Here is a 17,146-nt window from a genome sequence, read left to right on the forward strand (position 1 = left end):
TGTATTACCCTGCAAAACGATTTAAATTAGAAAACAGCTCTGTTGTGAACGAAAGGATGGTCGACAGCATCCATGGCCCGAAAAAAATCAGTGCCAAGAGGACTGCCACGATTTTGGGAATAAACGCCAAAGTCTGTTCCTGGATTTGAGTTGTCGCCTGAAAGATGCTGACGATTAATCCGACCAATAAAGCGATCGCAAGCAGAGGCGCGCTGATCATCAGCGTTACATATACGGCTTTTTCCGCCATAGAAATTACAAATTCTGAATTCACGTTTAGCACCTACCCTAAAAGCTCTGAAGCAAAGATTTCACAATTAAATACCAGCCGTCTACTAAAACAAAAAGTAAAATTTTAAAGGGCAGAGAAATCATAACTGGAGGGAGCATCATCATCCCCATTGACATCAGAACGCTCGCCACTACCATATCAATAATTAAAAAGGGGATAAAAATCATAAAGCCTATTTGAAACGCTGTTTTGAGCTCCGAAATGGCAAAAGCGGGAACCATCGTTGTAAGAGGAATATCTTTTAATGATTCGGGTTTATCCATTTTCGCGTAATTCATAAACAGTGCCAAATCCTTCTGCCTTGTGTGCTTACTCATAAATTCTTTAATCGGTTCCTCAGCTTTTGTATACGCTTCGTCCAAACTGATTTTATTGTCCATCAATGGTGTCAGCGCTTCTTTATTAATCTCTGAAAAAGTAGGAGCCATAATAAAAAATGTTAAAAATAGCGCAAGGCCGATAAGGACCTGGTTGGGCGGCATTGATTGCGTCGCCAGTGAAGTTCTGACAAACGACAGAACGATGACGATGCGGGTAAAACAAGTCATAAGAATCAATATTCCAGGCGCCACTGAAAATACAGTTAACAATAATAGTAATTTAACAGTTGAACTGACGTTACCCGGATCGCTAGAACTGAAAATATTTATAAACTCATTCATGATGACGTGGGCCTTTCTTTTTTCCTTCTGAACGGTTTTGTTTTAGCTCTTCAAGCTGCTCTTTTAATGCTTTTGAAAATGAAGGCAGCTTTTGCTGCGGCTGATTCTCAGAACCCTTTAGGGGTTTGACAAGCTTTTGCCACTCTATTTTGCTTGACATCGCCTCTTCATGCTGGCTGAGTATGACTTCGATTTCCTTTTCATCCTCAATTTCTTTAAGGAGCTGGATCGTCTCTCCTACCCCAACGACGAGAACACTGTTGCCGACTTTAATCAATTGGATTGATCGGTTTTGGCCAACCGATGTTCCGCCAATATTTTCAACATATTGAAAAGGCTTTAGCAGCCGGTTTCTTTTGTTCATAAGCTTAACAAGCCCGTAAATCAGCGCGATGACAAACAATAAAGCGAAAATCATCTTCACAAAATCAAAAGCTGAAACAGAAGGAGTAGCAGCTCCCTCCGTCTCATCAGCAGTTTGTGTCGTTTTTTCTTTCTTTTGCTCTGGCTTATCTGCGGTCTTTTCCTCTTTCTTTTGAAACCATTCGTTTACAGTTGAATCATCAGATGCCGCCGCATCAGCAGCAAGCGGATGCACACTGAATAAAATGAAAAAACATATAAAAGCAATGAAACATTGACTCTTTTTCAACAGTCGTACACCCTTTAGCTTAATGTTTTGTTGATTGCTTCAAGTACACGGTCCGCCTGGAAAGGTTTCACGATAAAATCCTTAGCGCCGGCTTGAATAGCATCGATAACCATTGATTGCTGTCCCATGGCAGAACACATAATGATTTTAGCTTGAGCATCAATTTGTTTAATTTCTTTTAGTGCAGTAATACCGTCCATTTCTGGCATTGTGATATCCATTGTAACTAAGTCAGGAGAATGCTCTTTAAATTTTTCTACAGCCTGAGCGCCATTTTCGGCTTCTGCTACTACGTCAAAACCGTTTTTTACCAAAATATCTTTGATCATCATTCTCATAAATGCTGCGTCATCTACAATTAAAATTCTATGTGCCATAATTTTTTTCTCTCTCCTCGTGTTTCTTTATTTTAAATTATTAATGCGTTCTGCCTGGCTTAATATGTCAGTGACCCTTACTCCGAAGTTTTCCTCAATGACCACGACTTCGCCTTTGGCGACGATACGCTGATTCACTAAAATATCTACCGGCTCACCGGCTAATTTATCCAGCTCAATAATACTTCCGGCTGAAAGTTCTAAAATTTCTTTTACGCTTCTTTTCGTTCTGCCGAGTTCAACAGTGATCGAAAGCGGGATATCCAAAAGCATATCCAGATTGTTTATAGGAGCTTGTGTGCTCTCATTTGGATCAAATGATGAAAATTCCACTGGTGAAACTTGAACAGGCGCGGCTTTCTTCGGTTTCCCCTGCCTTTTAGCCGGCACTTGCTGCTGCGGTTCGTTCCGTGGCTCGGGCATCACAGGCTCTTTCGGCTGTTCATATGTAACCTCAGGCTCCGGCGTTGTTTCTTCAGCTGGACTTTCCTCCGTGTTCATAAGGCTCGAGATCAAATCTTTAGCAAATGTCAGCGGATATAGCTGCATGATGTTAGAGTCTATTAACTCGCCCACCTTCAAGCGGAAAGAAACTTTAACCAGCATTTCATCAGCAGGAATACGGTCTGTTCCTTTTTCTTCATTTACATCAAGCAGTTCTACACGCGGGGGTGAAATATCAATTTTTTTACTGAATACAGTAGACATTGACGTTGCTGCCGACCCCATCATTTGGTTCATCGCTTCTTGAACCGCGCTCAAATGGATCTCTCCAAGTGAAGGATCTGCACCTTTCCCGTCTCCCCCGATCATTAGGTCCGCAATAATCGCCGCGTCACTTTGTTCGACGACTAGCAGGTTGCTGCCGCTGAAACCTTCCGTATAATTCACTTCAATTGCAACATACGGTTCAGGAAACGCATCACTGATTTTGCTTCTTGGGATGACAGTTACGTTTGGAGTCGTAATATCAACTTTTTGATTTAAAAGCGTGGATAAAGCTGTCGCTGAACTGCCGAATGAAATATTTCCGATTTCACCGATCGCATCACGCTCCATGTCCGATAAGTCATGCACTTCCGGAGCCTCAGGCTCATCAGGTGTGCTGCTCGTGCCGTTAAGAAGCGCGTCAATCTCATCTTGAGATAATCTGTTATTCTCCATCTTGTTCACCTCTTATGTCGTGGTCTAAAATTTGCACTGCCTGTTTTCGATTCACCCGGCCGGCTTGTCCTAAAAATTTCGGCTTATCTCCGACCAATACAGTAAGAGGATCTGTTACTGATTTGTCCAAAGTTATGCAGTCTCCGACTTCTAAACTTAAAAACTCTTCTATTGTCAGTTCAGATGTGCCGAGTTCGGCCACGACAGGTATTTGTGCTGTCATGATACGTTTTTCAAGCGACTTTGTTTCCTCAGGTTTCGGTTCATTTCTTTCTGATTGCATCCAATAATGGACCGAAAGCTTTGGTATGAGCGGCTCGAGGACGATATGCGGGATACAAAGATTGATGACACCGCTGATTTCGCCGATTTGTGTGTTGAGTGAAATAACAACAACCGTTTCATTAGGAGATACCATCTGAACAAATTGCGGATTCACTTCAAACTCAGTCATTTCGGGCTCAATATCAGCAATGGACTGCCAAGCTTCTTTATAATTTCCCAGTGCATTTTCAAATAAATTAGAAATAATTTTTGTTTCAATTTCTGTTAAACTATCAACCTTATTATGACTGATCCCGATGCCCCCCATCACACGATCCATCATCGTATAGGCAATTGTCGGGTTAACCTCCATCATAATTCTGCCTTCCATCGGATGGACATCGAATAAATTCAGGATCGTCATATTCGGTATGGATCGGATAAATTCCTCGTATGGAACCTGATCAACAGAGCTGACCGATATATGGATATACGTTCTGAGCTGAGCAGAAAAGTGAGTTGTAAGAAGTCTTGCAAAATTGTCATGAATTCTTGTTAAACTGCGGATTTGGTCTTTAGAAAACCGCAGCGCGCGTTTGAAATCATAAACCTTTACTTTTTTCTCTTTTTCTTCTTTTTTCAGCTCTTCAGCATCCATTTCACCCGTTGATATTGCAGAAAGCAGTGCATCTATTTCATTTTGGGAGAGAACTTCTCCTGACATTTTCCTCACCTCCGTATTCTGTCAAATTATGCTTTATTGCAGATTAAAAGAGGTAATATACACTTTTTCTACTTTTCCTTCTTGGAGGTAGCTATTCACTTTATCTTTTAGTTCCTTCTTAAAGGTTTCTTTTCCCTTGTCTCCCTCAATCTCATCAGCATTCGTATCAGCCAGCAGTGATATAACAGCATCTTTCACTTGAAAATCACGTTTTTCAAGCTCTTCTTTTGATTTATCAGAGTCAGTTTCAAGTTTAATCGCTAAGCGAATAATGTTATCGGATTTTAAATTCGTTGTGATTTCTGCTACATCAACAGAAGATGCAACGATTTCATCAATACTTCGTTTTGCCTCACTTTTTTCGGACTTTCCGCCTAAAACAAAATAAGCCGCCGCCCCGAGAGCACCAATTACGATAAGAATAATTAGTAAAATGATCAATAATTTTTTCTTCATTCCGGTTCCTCTATTCCATGGTCCATTGAAAATATTTGTATTTTTTGATAGAAAGACACAATCTTCTCCAGAACAGCTTCTTCATCTTCTTTTACTACAAACTTCTTACCGTTCGACAGTGTGATTGTAGTATCCGGAAAGCATTCAATCTGTTCAATAAATAACGCATTCAGCGTAAAGGGCTGCCCATTTAAACGGGTTACTTTAATCATAAAACAGCGGAGAAGCGATTACTCGCCTCCCCTCCCTCCTTAACGTTTAAGGTTAACCAGCTCTTGAAGGATTTCATCCGATGTTGTAATAATCTTAGAGTTTGATTGGAACCCGCGCTGAGCAACAATCATTTCAGTAAACTCGTCTGTTAAATCAACGTTAGACATTTCTATAAATCCTGACTTCAAGGCACCTGTACCGCCATCACCAGGCTGATTAGCTGCACTAGCAGTTCCAGAGTTCAAAGATTCACGATACAAGTTGCTTCCGATTTTATCTAAACCGTCACTGTTTGCAAAAGTAACAATCCCGATCTGACCGCCATCTTGTGGTTTACCGCCAGCATCAACAATTGACACTTTTCCATCAGATCCGATACTAAAGCTTTGAGCATCTAGAGGAATTTTTATTGTTCCTCCTGTCATATTTAACACATGGTAGCCGTCACCAGTCACCAATGTTCCGGTATTATCTAAATAGAAGTTTCCAGCTCTTGTGTAAGCCGTTCCATCACCTGTATCGATTTGAAAATAACCGTCGCCGTCAATCGCTAAATCAAGCGTTCTTCCTGTGCTTTGTGTCGCGCTTGTTGAATGGATGGTATCAATTGTGCCAGATGATGAACCTAAACCGATCTGCTTAGAGTTTGTTCCGCCGATTGTTGCACCAGCAGCAGAACCGCCGGCAATCGTTTGACTTACCATATCTTTAAAGGTAACCCGGCTCTTTTTGAATCCCACTGTATTTACGTTGGCAATATTATTGCCGATAACATCAAGTTTTGTTTGAAAGTTTTTCATACCGCTGATTCCAGAATAAAGTGAACGTAACATAATATATTCCCCCAGATGTTTTTATTTAGATGATTGTCCCACAGACATGACATTCGCCGGACTGATCTCGGTCCCATCATCAAGAACAAGATAATAATTACCTTTAGAATGTTTAACAGAGCTTACGGTGCCTGTTTTATCTGTTGCACTTTTACCATCAGTCCAAGATACTTCTTTTCCCATCCAATCAACATACGTTGTAAACGGATCTTGGTTTTCAACGAATTTAGTCATCGTCGTATTCAGATTCATCATCTGTTCCAGGCTTGAAAAAGTCGCCATCTGGCTGATAAATTCTTTGTCATCAACCGGATTAAGCGGATCTTGGTTTTGGACTTGAGTCATTAATATTTTTAAGAACTCGTCTTTTCCCAGGCTGCTGTTGCTTGCAGCGGCAGTGCTGCTTGTTTTTTCAGGCAATTTATATTCTGAGCTTATTGATGTCATTCTTCTTCCTCCAATTCAACCATTGACACTTCATCAAGCAAGTCTCCAAACTCGTTTGATTGCTTTTTCTGTCTTTGCTGCTTCTGTCCCTCTTGCTGCTGTTTCTGTTCATCAGCAAGCTGGCCATATATCGGCTGGTCTCCGCTTTGAATCGGCAATGTAAAACGGTCAACTTGGACAGCCATATTCGGCAGTGATTGCTTCAGCTGAGGCAGATGTTGTTCGAGCAGCTCTTTTGCAGATTGGCTGGATGCAATGATTTTACTCTGGAACATTCCATTTTCATTGGTCAGCTTAATTGTGACAAATCCTAAATGTTCAGGGTTCAGCCGAATTGTAAAACTGCCGGTTGACCTCCCAAAGGGTGTATATTTCATCTGCTTCCATGCACTGATCACTTGATCAGCAGCCGTTTTCGTATCGGCTGCATGCAAATCAGATGAGAGCTGCAAATCGAGTGTCTGAACTCCTCCGGTGCTCCGGTAGCCTGAAAACATCATTTGAATTCCTGACTTACTATCAATAGGCTGAATACTTACAGAGGAATCTGCCGTACTTTTATTACCTGACGTCAGAGTGTCCGGCGAAAGGGCACGTTTTCCGACCTCTAGTGACGATTCGGATGATTTCGATAACAAAAAAGCTTTCAGCTGACTTTCAGCTATATTCCATTCCTTCGTCCCTTTTTGAGGAAGCACTGACATCTGTTCCATTAAGCTTTGAAAACTTTTCAGCTCTGACTTTGACATCTTATAAAGCTTTGAATTTGACTCGTCTTTTGTAAATATCTGCTGTTTAAGATCCTGAATAAGCTGTTCAGATATGCCTTTTTTTTCTAATGCCGAAAGAAATTCATCTCCATTTTTGTAGACAGTATGAGCTTGATGATCACGGTCAGTCATTTTATTTCCTTCTAAAAGCTGACTGATAAGCATTTGGATATGAATAAGCGTTTTATCATCTTCTGCTGATGCCTCATTTTCCTGAACTTCTTGCTCTCTGTCAGACTTGAGTTCATCAGTAGCGGCATCACCAGCTGAATACTTTGCAGTCAGAGCAGTTTTCTCTTCAGAAATGGTTTTGTCTGCAAGTATTTGCCCCATGTGCAGTTGATCAGTTCCGTCAGCCAATTTTAATTCAACTGCTTGCAGCAGATTCTGTAACATTTGCTGAGCGGATTCATCCAGCTGCTTTCCTGTTAGTTTACTTAACGTTTGCAGAAGATCGGCTTTTTCCTTGTCTTGATTTTCAGGAGTTGCATTTAGCCAATCACTGATCTTTTTACATGCATCTTTTAAAAGCTGATCGTCAGTCAGAGTCCCATTTCCTTGTGATGAAGGTTCTTTCGAGCCGGCTTCAGACATAAGCCAATTTTGAAAAACTCCCTGGCTATTTTTGATTGTTTTAGCAGCTGTCCCTGCTGTAGTTTGCAGCCGAGGTCCGGCTAATTCAAGCAGCTTCACCTTTATTCCCCCTATTCTTGGCTGGCAGCAATTTTTTCTGTATATGTTGCCGCTTGCTCAGGAGTCATTTTTGCCAAAATTTCAGCAAGCTGCTTTTTGCTCAGTCCATTCAATATTTTCAGCGCTTCTTTCTCTTTTAATTGGGCAATGATTTTGGCAGCCTTTCCGCTGTCCATGCTTTTATAAACACTGATGACTTTATCATCAGAAGCTTTATCAGAACTTGATGAATCTTCTGTGTTATCCTTCGGTGTCTTTTTTTGGTCTTCCGCTGTTTTTTCAAGAGAACGAATCTTTTGATTCAGCCTGTCTATTTCAGATTTGCTTGTATCCAAATCCTTATTCAATATACTGATCTCACTTTTTTGATCCTTAATGGTTTTTTCCAGAGCCGCCGTATTACTGTTATTCTTAGCTGTTGATGATGTATCTTTTTTATCTTCGGTCTCAGGAACCAATTCTTTAAGAACTGGCGTTTTGGCTGCAGCTTCCTGTATCGGCTTTAAGACATTGACACCAGCCGCCCAGAGAACAATCCCCCCTGCTATAAGCAGAAATATCAGCGGAAGGATAATGATCAGCAAAACCGATCGGAACTTACCTGATTCTTTCTTTTTGCCGGACATTACATTCGCTCCTAATGGCCTTGAATCATAAACTGCTTGATCGAAATATCGTCCATTTCTTTCATCTCTGCAGCTTTGTCTTCAAGAGCAAACATTTTAAACTGTTTTTCACGCATCTTTTCAAACTTCTTCACTTCAATATTTTTTTCTGTTAACACTTCTTGCTTTTGGTTCATTTGATTCCTTTTCATAATGACGAGCTTTTGGTAGTGATAAATGGTGTTTTCAAGATTTGAGACAAATTGCTGATAATGCCTCATCTCTTGAACGCTCATCCCGCTTTTCAGTTTGTTTTCTTTATTTTGCTCAAGCAATTCCTTTTTGCTCATATTCTCATATAGTTTCTCCGCTACAGTTTCAAATTCAGAAACTGATTGCTGATACTCAGACAAAGACTGGTCTTTTTCGTTCTCTTTTAGTTCCAGCAGCTTTTGGAATCTAAATTGATAGGCCACGTTCTATTCCTCATTTCCTGTCAAACTAGTTAATGCAGCAATGCTTTCTTCCAATGATGCTGATTCTTCTGTTCCCTGCTTCAGAAATTGAATAAGCTGCGGATAAAATTGTATCGCCTCATCAATTTCTCTTGAGGACCCTCTTTTGTAAGCTCCAATATTAATGAGATCTTCAGAATTTTGATACGTTGATAAAAGTTCACGGAATTTATTCGCTGCGTCTAAGTGCTGTTTTGTCGAGATGTTTGACATCACCCTGCTGATGCTTTTTAACACATTGACGGCAGGAAACTGGCCTTTATTAGCAAGAGCCCTGTCTAACACAATGTGTCCGTCTAAGATTCCGCGAACAGTATCAGCAATAGGCTCATTCATGTCATCTCCGTCGACTAACACTGTATAAAACGCTGTGATTGTTCCGTGTTCATTTGCACCTGTTCTCTCTAGTAAACGAGGTAAAATAGCGAACACAGAGGGTGTATATCCTTTTGTCGTCGGGGGCTCTCCAGCGGCAAGTCCGATCTCCCTCTGAGCCATCGCCACCCTTGTGACAGAATCCATCATAAACATGACATTTTGCCCTTTATCACGAAAGTACTCAGCAATGGCTGTCGCCGTATATGCGGCTTTCAACCTCGTTAATGCAGGCTGGTCTGAGGTAGCAACAACTACAATTGACCGCTTCAGACCCTCTGCTCCCAAGTCTTTTTCAATAAACTCCCGAACCTCTCGACCGCGTTCTCCGACGAGTGCAATTACGTTTAAATCAGCTTCGGTCTGTTTAGCGATCATTCCCATTAACGTGCTTTTTCCGACGCCGCTTCCTGCGAAAATACCAATCCGCTGGCCTTTTCCGACAGTCAGCAGACTGTCAATAGACCTGACTCCAACACCCATTTTTTCCCGGATAGGCGGGCGTTTCATCGGGTTAGGAGGTGATTGCTCCGTCGATACAGGCGAAAGTCCTTTCGGCAAAAGTTTTCCGTCGAGCGGTTCGCCAAACGCATCAATGACTTGTCCGATCAGACCGGCTCCTACCTTTACACGAAGAGATTCACCGGTGGCTTCAACAATGCTCCCGGGGGCAATGCTAGCGGCCTCTAAATAGGGCATTAACAAAATATTTTCTTCCTGAAATCCAACAACTTCAGCTTTGATGACTTTTCCTGATTGACCTTTTGCATAAATCAGGCACAGGTCGCCTATTGAGCTTGCCGGCCCCTTTGATTCGATCATCAGGCCGATCACCCGTTTCACTTTTCCATAACGCTTATACGAGTCTGTCATTTCTATGCAATCTATCAGACTCTGTGTCTTCATTGATCCGCACCTGCTTCCAGTGCTGTAAGGAGCTTATGCTTCAGTTGCACCAGCTGGGTATCAATGCTTGCATCCACTCTTCCAAAAGGAGTTTCTATATAGCATGATCCTTTTTCAGCTTTTTCATCGGCGTATAAACCCAGCCGGCATTCTTTGTAAAGAAGCTGCTGGATTTCGTCTTTATGCTGAAAAACTGTTTCATAGTAATAAGGGTCCACATATATTGATATATCGTCATATTCCTTTACTTCGTTTACCACCTGTTTCACAAGCAGGATAAAGGCCTCTTTATCATCAGATTTTTGCTGCCATACTTTTTTAGCTAACGCAACGGCAAGCTCAACGATTTCTCCGGAGGCATCTTCAAGCTTATCCTCTACAGCTCTTCTGGACATCTCTGTTATGCTGTTTGCCTGATTGAGCAGCTCAGCATACTGTTGTAAGGCTTCAGCTCTCCCTAATGCAACACCTTGTTCGAAACCTTCTGTTTTCGCTTCTTCAATAAGCTGCTGTTTTTCAGCCGCCCAATCATTTTTTTCCTGCTCAATTTGACGGCGGATGTCTTCCATCTGGCTGTTCGCTTGCTCGGAAATCCGATCAGCTTCTTCTTTGATCCGGGCCATTAAAGCTTCCGGATTTTCTTCAGTCTGTAAAAGATGTGAATGATCGATCCGAACCTCTTGTAAAGAAAGCTTTCTTCTTTCCTGCTGTGGGGAAAAAGATGATTCTTGTTTAATGATATTAGACAATAATATCGTCTCCTCCGCCTCTTGCTATAACAATTTCACCGGCTTCTTCAAGCTTTCTGACGATGCTTACAATTCTTGATTGAGCCTCTTCTACATCCTTCAAACGTACAGGGCCCATAAATTCCATTTCTTCTTTGAATGTTTCAACCATACGCTGTGACATATTGTTGAATACAATTTCTTTGACTTCCTCGCTTGCCACCTTTAATGAAAGGAGCAGATCGTCGTTTTCAACATCGCGTATAACCCGCTGAATTGCTCGGTTATCAAGGGTAACAATATCCTCAAAGACAAACATCCGCTTCTTGATTTCTTCAGCAAGATCAGGATCCTGAATTTCCAAAGAATCCAATATCGTCTTTTCTGTTCCTCTGTCTACACCGTTTAACACTTCAACAACAGCTTCGATTCCGCCGGTTTGTGTATAATCCTGAGTAAATGCGGAGGATAATTTCTGTTCCAGAATCCGTTCTACTTCATTAATAATTTCAGGTGACGTTCTGTCCATTACCGCAATCCTTCTTGCGACTTCTGCCTGTACCTCAGGATTCAGCTCGGATAAAATTTGTCCGGCCTGCACAGGGTCAAGGTAAGACAAGATTAAAGCCATCGTTTGCGGATGCTCTTGTTGGATGAAATTTAAAATTTGTTCAGGCTCTGCTTTTCTGGCAAAGTCAAATGGTTTAACTTGCAGAGAAGAAGTCAGCCTGTTTAGTATGTTTTCAGCCTTATCTTCTCCGAGCGCCTTCTCAAGAACTTGTCTGGCATAGCTTAAACCGCCCTGAGAAATATAATCCTGGGCAATCGCTATATTATGAAATTCCTCTATAATTTCATCCTTTTTTTGATGATCGACACTTCTAACTCCTGATATTTCAAGGGTAAGCCTTTCAATTTCTTCATCGGTTAAATGCTTATATACAGAAGCTGACACATCTAAACCTAAGGAAATCATGAGAATGGCTGCTTTTTGTTTTCCTGTAAGCTTGTCTTGATCACGTCTCGCCATTTCTAATCCCTCCTAATCCTCGGCCAGCCAGCTTCTCAGCAGTTTTGCAAAGTCTTCAGGCTTATCTTTCGCCATCTTTTCAAGCTGTTTTCGTCTGACTGTTTCCTCTGTTTCATTTTCCTCTTCATTAATATCAGGCAAATTGATAGGCTCCTGAGGCACTTCGTACGTGTATTCCTCAAATTCATCCTCTTGAACGCGTTTCTTTCTGATAAACATAATGATCAGAATGATGATAACTGCGATCAATACGCCCCCTACGATATATACCCACATTGGGATACCGGAGGATTTTTCCGTATCAGTATCCAGACTTACTTTTCCGTCAAAAGGCTGAACGGAGACAACAATTTTATTATTGATATCTTCATCAGAAAGGTTCTGGTTCTGTGTTTCATCCTTATCCAATGATGTTCTGACAACAGTTGAAAGGATTTTTTGTATATCATCCTGTCTTTCAGTTGATAGCGACGCTGTGTTTTTGGCATCAGGCGGCTCTACCATTACTTGAATCCCTAAATCCCTTACCTTATAAGGGCTTTCAGCTATTTCTTTATGGATTCGATTAACCTCGTAATTGATTTTATTACTGCTTTTTTCGTAGTTCCCACTTTCGGTATTTTCACCGTCAGCTTGATAGTTTGTTACATCTTCATCACCGGTTCCGGCAGTTCCGCCATTAGCTGCGCCGTCTCCCTGATATGTTTCCGATACTTTTTCAGCACTGACCGCGATGCCTTCCATGTTTTCTTTGTCAACAGGCTCGACGATGTCTTCTGTGCGATTTTCTTTTGTAAAGTCAATATCAGCCGTGACAGAAACAACAACTTTGTCCTGCCCCATCATCGTTCCAAGCAATGACTGAACATGTTTTTGAATGTCTTTTTCAACTTGGGATTTAACTCCCTGCTGCGAAGAATAACTATCAGCGTAGGACCCTGAACCGCTGTCTGTTTTGTCATAGTATGTAGAGTTCTGGTCCATGATGACGATGTTATCTTCTTTTAAGTTCGGCACACTTTTTGATACCAGATGATATAATCCGTTGATCTGGCTTTGATCCAGAGTGTATCCAGGCTGAGTCTGCAGGACGATTGAAGCAGATGCTGCTGATTGCTCTTCACCGACAAAGACAGCGTCTTTCGGAAGGTTAATCATTACTTTTGAATTTTTGATACCGTCCATTTCATTAATCAGATTGGATAGTTCCGTTTGTGTGGCTTTGACTTTCACCATATCAAATTCATTATCTGTTAAACCAAAGCCGGCGTTCTGTCCAAAAAATGAGTAATCAATTGATCCGGTTTTAGGAAGCCCTTCTGCCGCCAGCTGAACTTTCAGTGAATCAACCTGATCTTCCGGAACCTTAATGACCGTACCGCCATTTGAAAGTTCGCTAGGCACTTTTTTTGCATCCAATTCCTCTTTGATCTGTCCGGCTTCTTCAGCTGACAAATCTTTGTACAGCGGCGCCATTTTCTGATTAGAAGAAAAAATACTGATAATAATGGCAAGAATGATAATTGCCGCTAAAGCACTAATCATTAAAACCTTTTGTAATTTAGATCTATTTTTCCAAAACTCACTCGTTTTGTTTTTCATTTGCATTAGAGTACGATTCATGTTAACCCCCGGTCATTCCACTCTTTCTCTTTCTCGTCAGACCCCCTACATTTGCATTCTCATAATCTCCTGGTATGCTTCCACAGCTTTGTTGCGGAACTCAGTTGCAGCAGTCAGAGAGATGCTTGCTTTTTGAGCGGCGATCATGACCTCATCAAGATTCACATCTTTTCCTGCAGCCAAGGCATTAGTCATATTGTCAGAAGCTACTTGGGACTCATTTAACGAACTTATAGAGTTTTTTAAAAGCTCCGAAAAGCTTGTTTGATTTGAAGAGTCTGTTTTTTGGCTATTGTTTAATTGATTTGTTGCATTTTGAGTGTTTTGAGTATTTTGAACCTGAAAAGGAGAAATTGCATTGATCACATTCATCACCTTACTTTCCGATTTCTAGAGCCTTCATCAGCATTCCCTTTGAAGCATTCATCGCTGTGACATTGGCCTCATATGATCTCGTACTGCTGACAAGGTCTACCATTTCTTTTAATGGATCAACATTCGGCTTTTGCACATATCCTTCAGCGTTTGCATCAGGGTCACTCGGATCATAGACCAGATTAAAATCAGAGTTATCTTCAGTGATTTTTGTAACCTTTACCCCATTTCCGACATTGCCGCTTCCGCTCATTTTAGAATTCAAAATCGACGAGAACGATTCACCTTTTGACTGAAGCGAAACCATTTTCCTTCTGTAAGGCACCCACTCACCGTTTACCTGCTTGGCTCTTGTCGTATCCATATTCGCCAAGTTAGACGATACAACATCCATTCTGAGGCGCTGAGCTGTTAAAGCTGATGCTGAAACATTTAAGCTTTGAAAAGCTGTCATTATTTTCCTCCTGTTAGCACGGTCTTCAGAGAATTGAATTTGCCGTTCATTCTTTCAACTAAAGCTTGATAGTTAATCTGATTTTCAGCTAGTTCTGTCATCTCTTTGTCAACGTCAACGTTATTTCCGTTTTGCTGATAAGATGTATCTCCGCTCGTTACAATTGAATAATTTGAATCAGCATCAGAAAAATCAACATGCCGATAGTCCGTTTTTATAGATTCGAGACGAGAGGATTCTTGATCTAATAAATTTTGGAAAGAGACTTTTTTTGCCTTATAGTTCGGTGTATCTATATTAGCAATATTATTAGTTATGACTTTTTGCTTAATATTCGCTCTGCCCAAGGCATTTTCAAGATTTTGTATCGTTCCAGAAAATAAGCTCAAATCCACTTACCTCCATTTCAGTTTTTTTCACCCTCAATATCCTTGTCGAGATTTGTAAAACCATATGCTTATTGTAAGAAATAACAGGCATAAAGTCTATGAAGTTCGTGTAAAAAAATGTCCTCATATATATCTATTTTACAACTAGGTACATAGTCCTAGATTATTTGAACTACGTTTTTTACATTGATATAAGGCTGAAAATAGTTGAATTTCTGTATTTTCCCCATTTATTTCGTCATTTTTCTGTTTTTATGAAGAAAATAATAAACTTTATTAAAATTATTACAAAGAAAGACTTTTCGCCCAGGAAATAAAGCTTATTGATTTCCTTTATTTGAATAAAAAAAACCCCTTAAAAAGGGGTTCTTTTTTTATTAATGGGATTTCAGATTTTCTAATTCAATCAGGAATTTGTTGTTGAGCACTTTAATATAAGTACCCTTCATTCCTAATGATCTTGACTCAATTACACCGGCGCTTTCAAGCTTTCTGAGTGCGTTAACAATAACTGAGCGGGTAATGCCGACACGGTCTGCAATCTTACTTGCAACAAGGAGACCTTCGTTTCCGTCAAGCTCTTCAAAGATGTGTTCAATTGCTTCAAGCTCACTATAAGAAAGAGAGCTGATTGCCATTTGTACTACTGCTTTGCTTCTTGCTTCTTCTTCAATTTCTTCTGCTTTTTCTCTCAGAATTTCCATTCCGACAACTGTAGCGCCGTATTCAGCAAGTATTAAATCATCATCATTAAATTGATCCTGTAAACGTGAAAGAATGAGTGTACCTAATCTTTCTCCGCCTCCGATGATCGGCACAATTGTTGTTAAACCAGCTTGGAACAAGTCTCTGTTTTCAACAGGGAAAGCAGTATACTCACTGTTGATATCCAGGTTAGAAGATGTTTCAGGGACGTTGAACAGATTCTTCGTATATTCCTCTGGGAATTGGCGATCTTCAAGCATTTTTTTCATACGGTCATTTTCAATTTGCTGGTTGATAGAGTAGCCGAGCAGTTTTCCTCTGCGGCTCACAACGAAAATATTGGAATCAATTACATCCCGAAGCGTTTCCGCCATTTCTTTAAAGTTAACCGGTTTCCCTGCCGCAGCTTGCAGCATGGAGTTAATAATTCTTGTTTTTTGTAATAAAGCCATGATAAATGATCCTCCTAAACATTCCTCTTATTAAATTTTCACAATATAAATTGACTTAAATCTTTGTTTTTAGCTATCGTTCCGAGCTTTTCTTCCACATACTGCGGTGTAATCGTTATGTTCTCCATTGTTACATCCGGAGCTTCAAAAGAGAGATCTTCTAACAGACGTTCGAGTATTGTATGAAGGCGTCTCGCACCGATATTATCTGTTTCCTGGTTCACATGATAGGCGACTTCAGCAATCTTATGAATAGCTTCGTCAGAAAATTCAAGAGATATACCCTCTGTCTGCAATAATGCCTGATATTGTTTCAAGAGCGCGTTATCGGGTTCAACTAAAATTCTCACGAAATCGTCAACCGTCAGTTTGCTCAGTTCTACACGAATTGGAAAACGCCCTTGCAGTTCAGGAATCAGATCAGACGGTTTGGCCATATGAAATGCTCCCGCTGCAATAAACAATACATGGTCTGTTTTAACTGAACCGTATTTAGTGACAACGGTAGAACCCTCAACGATTGGGAGAATATCACGCTGAACACCTTCTCTTGATACATCAGCTGAAGATGACGCGCCACCGTTTTTTGCAATCTTATCAATCTCGTCGATAAAGATAATTCCGCTCTCTTCTGCCCGATGGACAGCTTCCTGGCTGACTTCATCCATATCGATGAGTTTGCTTGCCTCTTCATTCGTCAGGACTTTTCTGGCTTCTCTGACTGTCATTTTACGGCGTTTCTTTTTCTTGGGCATCAATCCGCTCAGTGCATCCTGCATATTCATGCCCATCTGCTCCATACCCGAGCCCTGCAGCATGTCAAACATAGAAGGCTGCTGCTCTTCAACTTCTACAGTAACATAGTGGTCTTCGAGCTCTCCTAATGCCAGCTGATGAGCCATGCGTTTTCTTTTTTCTTCAATGTTTGCTTCTTCCTGGCTTTCCGTTTCGTCCTCGCCGTTTGGCTGGCTGCCGCCGAAAAACATTTCAAACGGGTTTTTAACGCCTGATTGTTTTTTCTTCCCTGGAACTAACAGGCGAACAATGCGTTTGTTTGCATTTTCTTCTGCCTGTTCCTTCACTTCGTTGATTTTTTCTTCCTTTATAAGACGAACAGAAGTTTCCACAAGGTCTCTGACCATTGATTCAACGTCTCTGCCTACATAGCCGACTTCTGTAAATTTTGTTGCTTCAATTTTGATAAATGGCGCACCTGAAAGCTTAGCGATTCGTCTGGCAATTTCAGTTTTCCCTACCCCGGTAGGCCCCATCATTAAAATATTTTTCGGAACGACCTCGTCTTTCAGCTTTTCATCCAGGAGACTTCTTCTATAGCGGTTTCTTAATGCCACGGCGACAGCTTTTTTCGCGTTTTGCTGACCGACGATGTATTGGTCTAACCGATCTACAATCTGTCTTGGTGTTAACGGTTTTTTTTTCCA

At 40.9% G+C, this 17,146-nt stretch carries 22 protein-coding genes; all 22 read right to left on the bottom strand.

Annotated features, from left to right (window positions below):
• Positions 1 to 4 precede the first annotated feature (4 nt).
• The 22 genes from fliQ to hslU all read right to left on the bottom strand — a co-directional run bounded on the left by fliQ (position 5) and on the right by hslU (position 17,116).
• A complete protein-coding gene (gene fliQ, locus H7F27_RS12185) occupies positions 5 to 274 on the bottom strand; it encodes a flagellar biosynthesis protein FliQ (RefSeq protein WP_010334259.1) in 270 nt (89 codons plus the stop codon).
• A gap of 14 nt (positions 275 to 288) precedes the next feature.
• Positions 289 to 954, bottom strand: a complete 666-nt coding sequence (gene fliP / locus H7F27_RS12190; protein ID WP_024121406.1) for a flagellar type III secretion system pore protein FliP — start codon at positions 952 to 954, stop codon at positions 289 to 291.
• On the bottom strand, positions 947 to 1,606 hold the full coding sequence (fliZ, locus tag H7F27_RS12195) for a flagella biosynthesis regulatory protein FliZ (RefSeq protein WP_024121405.1): 660 nt from the start codon (positions 1,604 to 1,606) through the stop codon (positions 947 to 949). Before fliZ ends, fliP begins: the two co-directional genes overlap by 8 nt.
• A gap of 14 nt (positions 1,607 to 1,620) precedes the next feature.
• Positions 1,621 to 1,983, bottom strand: coding sequence for a chemotaxis protein CheY (gene cheY / locus H7F27_RS12200; RefSeq protein ID WP_010334256.1), 363 nt, complete (start codon positions 1,981 to 1,983; stop codon positions 1,621 to 1,623).
• A gap of 27 nt (positions 1,984 to 2,010) precedes the next feature.
• Positions 2,011 to 3,147, bottom strand: a complete 1,137-nt coding sequence (fliY, locus tag H7F27_RS12205; RefSeq protein WP_024121404.1) for a flagellar motor switch phosphatase FliY — start codon at positions 3,145 to 3,147, stop codon at positions 2,011 to 2,013.
• A complete protein-coding gene (gene fliM / locus H7F27_RS12210; RefSeq protein ID WP_010334255.1) occupies positions 3,137 to 4,135 on the bottom strand; it encodes a flagellar motor switch protein FliM in 999 nt (332 codons plus the stop codon). The genes fliY and fliM overlap by 11 nt, the downstream gene beginning before the upstream one ends.
• A 33-nt stretch (positions 4,136 to 4,168) precedes the next feature.
• A complete protein-coding gene (gene fliL / locus H7F27_RS12215; RefSeq protein WP_024121403.1) occupies positions 4,169 to 4,591 on the bottom strand; it encodes a flagellar basal body-associated protein FliL in 423 nt (140 codons plus the stop codon).
• On the bottom strand, positions 4,588 to 4,803 hold the full coding sequence (locus H7F27_RS12220) for a swarming motility protein SwrD (RefSeq protein WP_010334253.1): 216 nt from the start codon (positions 4,801 to 4,803) through the stop codon (positions 4,588 to 4,590). Before H7F27_RS12220 ends, fliL begins: the two co-directional genes overlap by 4 nt.
• Before the next feature lie 39 nt (positions 4,804 to 4,842).
• Entirely contained in the window at positions 4,843 to 5,637 is a 795-nt protein-coding gene (flgG, locus tag H7F27_RS12225; RefSeq protein ID WP_024121402.1) for a flagellar basal body rod protein FlgG, read from the bottom strand.
• A 21-nt stretch (positions 5,638 to 5,658) separates the two neighbouring features.
• Positions 5,659 to 6,084, bottom strand: coding sequence for a flagellar hook assembly protein FlgD (gene flgD, locus H7F27_RS12230; RefSeq protein ID WP_024121401.1), 426 nt, complete (start codon positions 6,082 to 6,084; stop codon positions 5,659 to 5,661).
• Entirely contained in the window at positions 6,081 to 7,547 is a 1,467-nt protein-coding gene (locus tag H7F27_RS12235) for a flagellar hook-length control protein FliK (RefSeq protein WP_185847973.1), read from the bottom strand. Before H7F27_RS12235 ends, flgD begins: the two co-directional genes overlap by 4 nt.
• Before the next feature lie 11 nt (positions 7,548 to 7,558).
• Positions 7,559 to 8,173: a MotE family protein gene (locus H7F27_RS12240; RefSeq protein WP_024121399.1), complete on the bottom strand. Its 615-nt coding sequence runs from the start codon at positions 8,171 to 8,173 to the stop codon at positions 7,559 to 7,561.
• An 11-nt stretch (positions 8,174 to 8,184) separates the two neighbouring features.
• Positions 8,185 to 8,628, bottom strand: a complete 444-nt coding sequence (gene fliJ / locus H7F27_RS12245; protein WP_010334249.1) for a flagellar export protein FliJ — start codon at positions 8,626 to 8,628, stop codon at positions 8,185 to 8,187.
• 3 nt (positions 8,629 to 8,631) lie between these two features.
• The gene (fliI, locus tag H7F27_RS12250) at positions 8,632 to 9,948 is read right to left on the bottom strand and encodes a flagellar protein export ATPase FliI (RefSeq protein WP_095713837.1); all 1,317 of its coding nucleotides are present in this window, start codon (positions 9,946 to 9,948) and stop codon (positions 8,632 to 8,634) included.
• Positions 9,945 to 10,697, bottom strand: a complete 753-nt coding sequence (fliH, locus tag H7F27_RS12255) for a flagellar assembly protein FliH (protein WP_024121397.1) — start codon at positions 10,695 to 10,697, stop codon at positions 9,945 to 9,947. Before fliH ends, fliI begins: the two co-directional genes overlap by 4 nt.
• Complete coding sequence (fliG, locus tag H7F27_RS12260; RefSeq protein WP_003231981.1) at positions 10,690 to 11,706, bottom strand: flagellar motor switch protein FliG; 1,017 nt, start codon at positions 11,704 to 11,706, stop codon at positions 10,690 to 10,692. Before fliG ends, fliH begins: the two co-directional genes overlap by 8 nt.
• Positions 11,707 to 11,718: 12 nt before the next feature.
• On the bottom strand, positions 11,719 to 13,329 hold the full coding sequence (fliF, locus tag H7F27_RS12265) for a flagellar basal-body MS-ring/collar protein FliF (RefSeq protein WP_024121396.1): 1,611 nt from the start codon (positions 13,327 to 13,329) through the stop codon (positions 11,719 to 11,721).
• A 45-nt stretch (positions 13,330 to 13,374) separates the two neighbouring features.
• Positions 13,375 to 13,695, bottom strand: coding sequence for a flagellar hook-basal body complex protein FliE (fliE, locus tag H7F27_RS12270; RefSeq protein WP_024121395.1), 321 nt, complete (start codon positions 13,693 to 13,695; stop codon positions 13,375 to 13,377).
• Positions 13,696 to 13,705: 10 nt separating this feature from the next.
• The gene (gene flgC, locus H7F27_RS12275; protein WP_024121394.1) at positions 13,706 to 14,158 is read right to left on the bottom strand and encodes a flagellar basal body rod protein FlgC; all 453 of its coding nucleotides are present in this window, start codon (positions 14,156 to 14,158) and stop codon (positions 13,706 to 13,708) included.
• On the bottom strand, positions 14,158 to 14,547 hold the full coding sequence (gene flgB, locus H7F27_RS12280; protein ID WP_010334244.1) for a flagellar basal body rod protein FlgB: 390 nt from the start codon (positions 14,545 to 14,547) through the stop codon (positions 14,158 to 14,160). The genes flgC and flgB overlap by 1 nt, the downstream gene beginning before the upstream one ends.
• Positions 14,548 to 14,924: 377 nt before the next feature.
• Positions 14,925 to 15,704 carry a GTP-sensing pleiotropic transcriptional regulator CodY gene (gene codY / locus H7F27_RS12285; RefSeq protein WP_003220850.1) on the bottom strand — a complete coding sequence of 260 codons (780 nt, stop codon included), beginning with the start codon at positions 15,702 to 15,704 and terminating at the stop codon, positions 14,925 to 14,927.
• Positions 15,705 to 15,742: 38 nt separating this feature from the next.
• Positions 15,743 to 17,116 (bottom strand): ATP-dependent protease ATPase subunit HslU, encoded by a 1,374-nt coding sequence (hslU, locus tag H7F27_RS12290; RefSeq protein WP_185848941.1) that lies wholly within the window; start codon positions 17,114 to 17,116, stop codon positions 15,743 to 15,745.
• Positions 17,117 to 17,146: the final 30 nt, after the last annotated feature.

The organism is Bacillus sp. PAMC26543 (assembly GCF_014250375.1).
Classification (GTDB): Bacteria; Bacillota; Bacilli; order Bacillales; family Bacillaceae; genus Bacillus; species Bacillus halotolerans.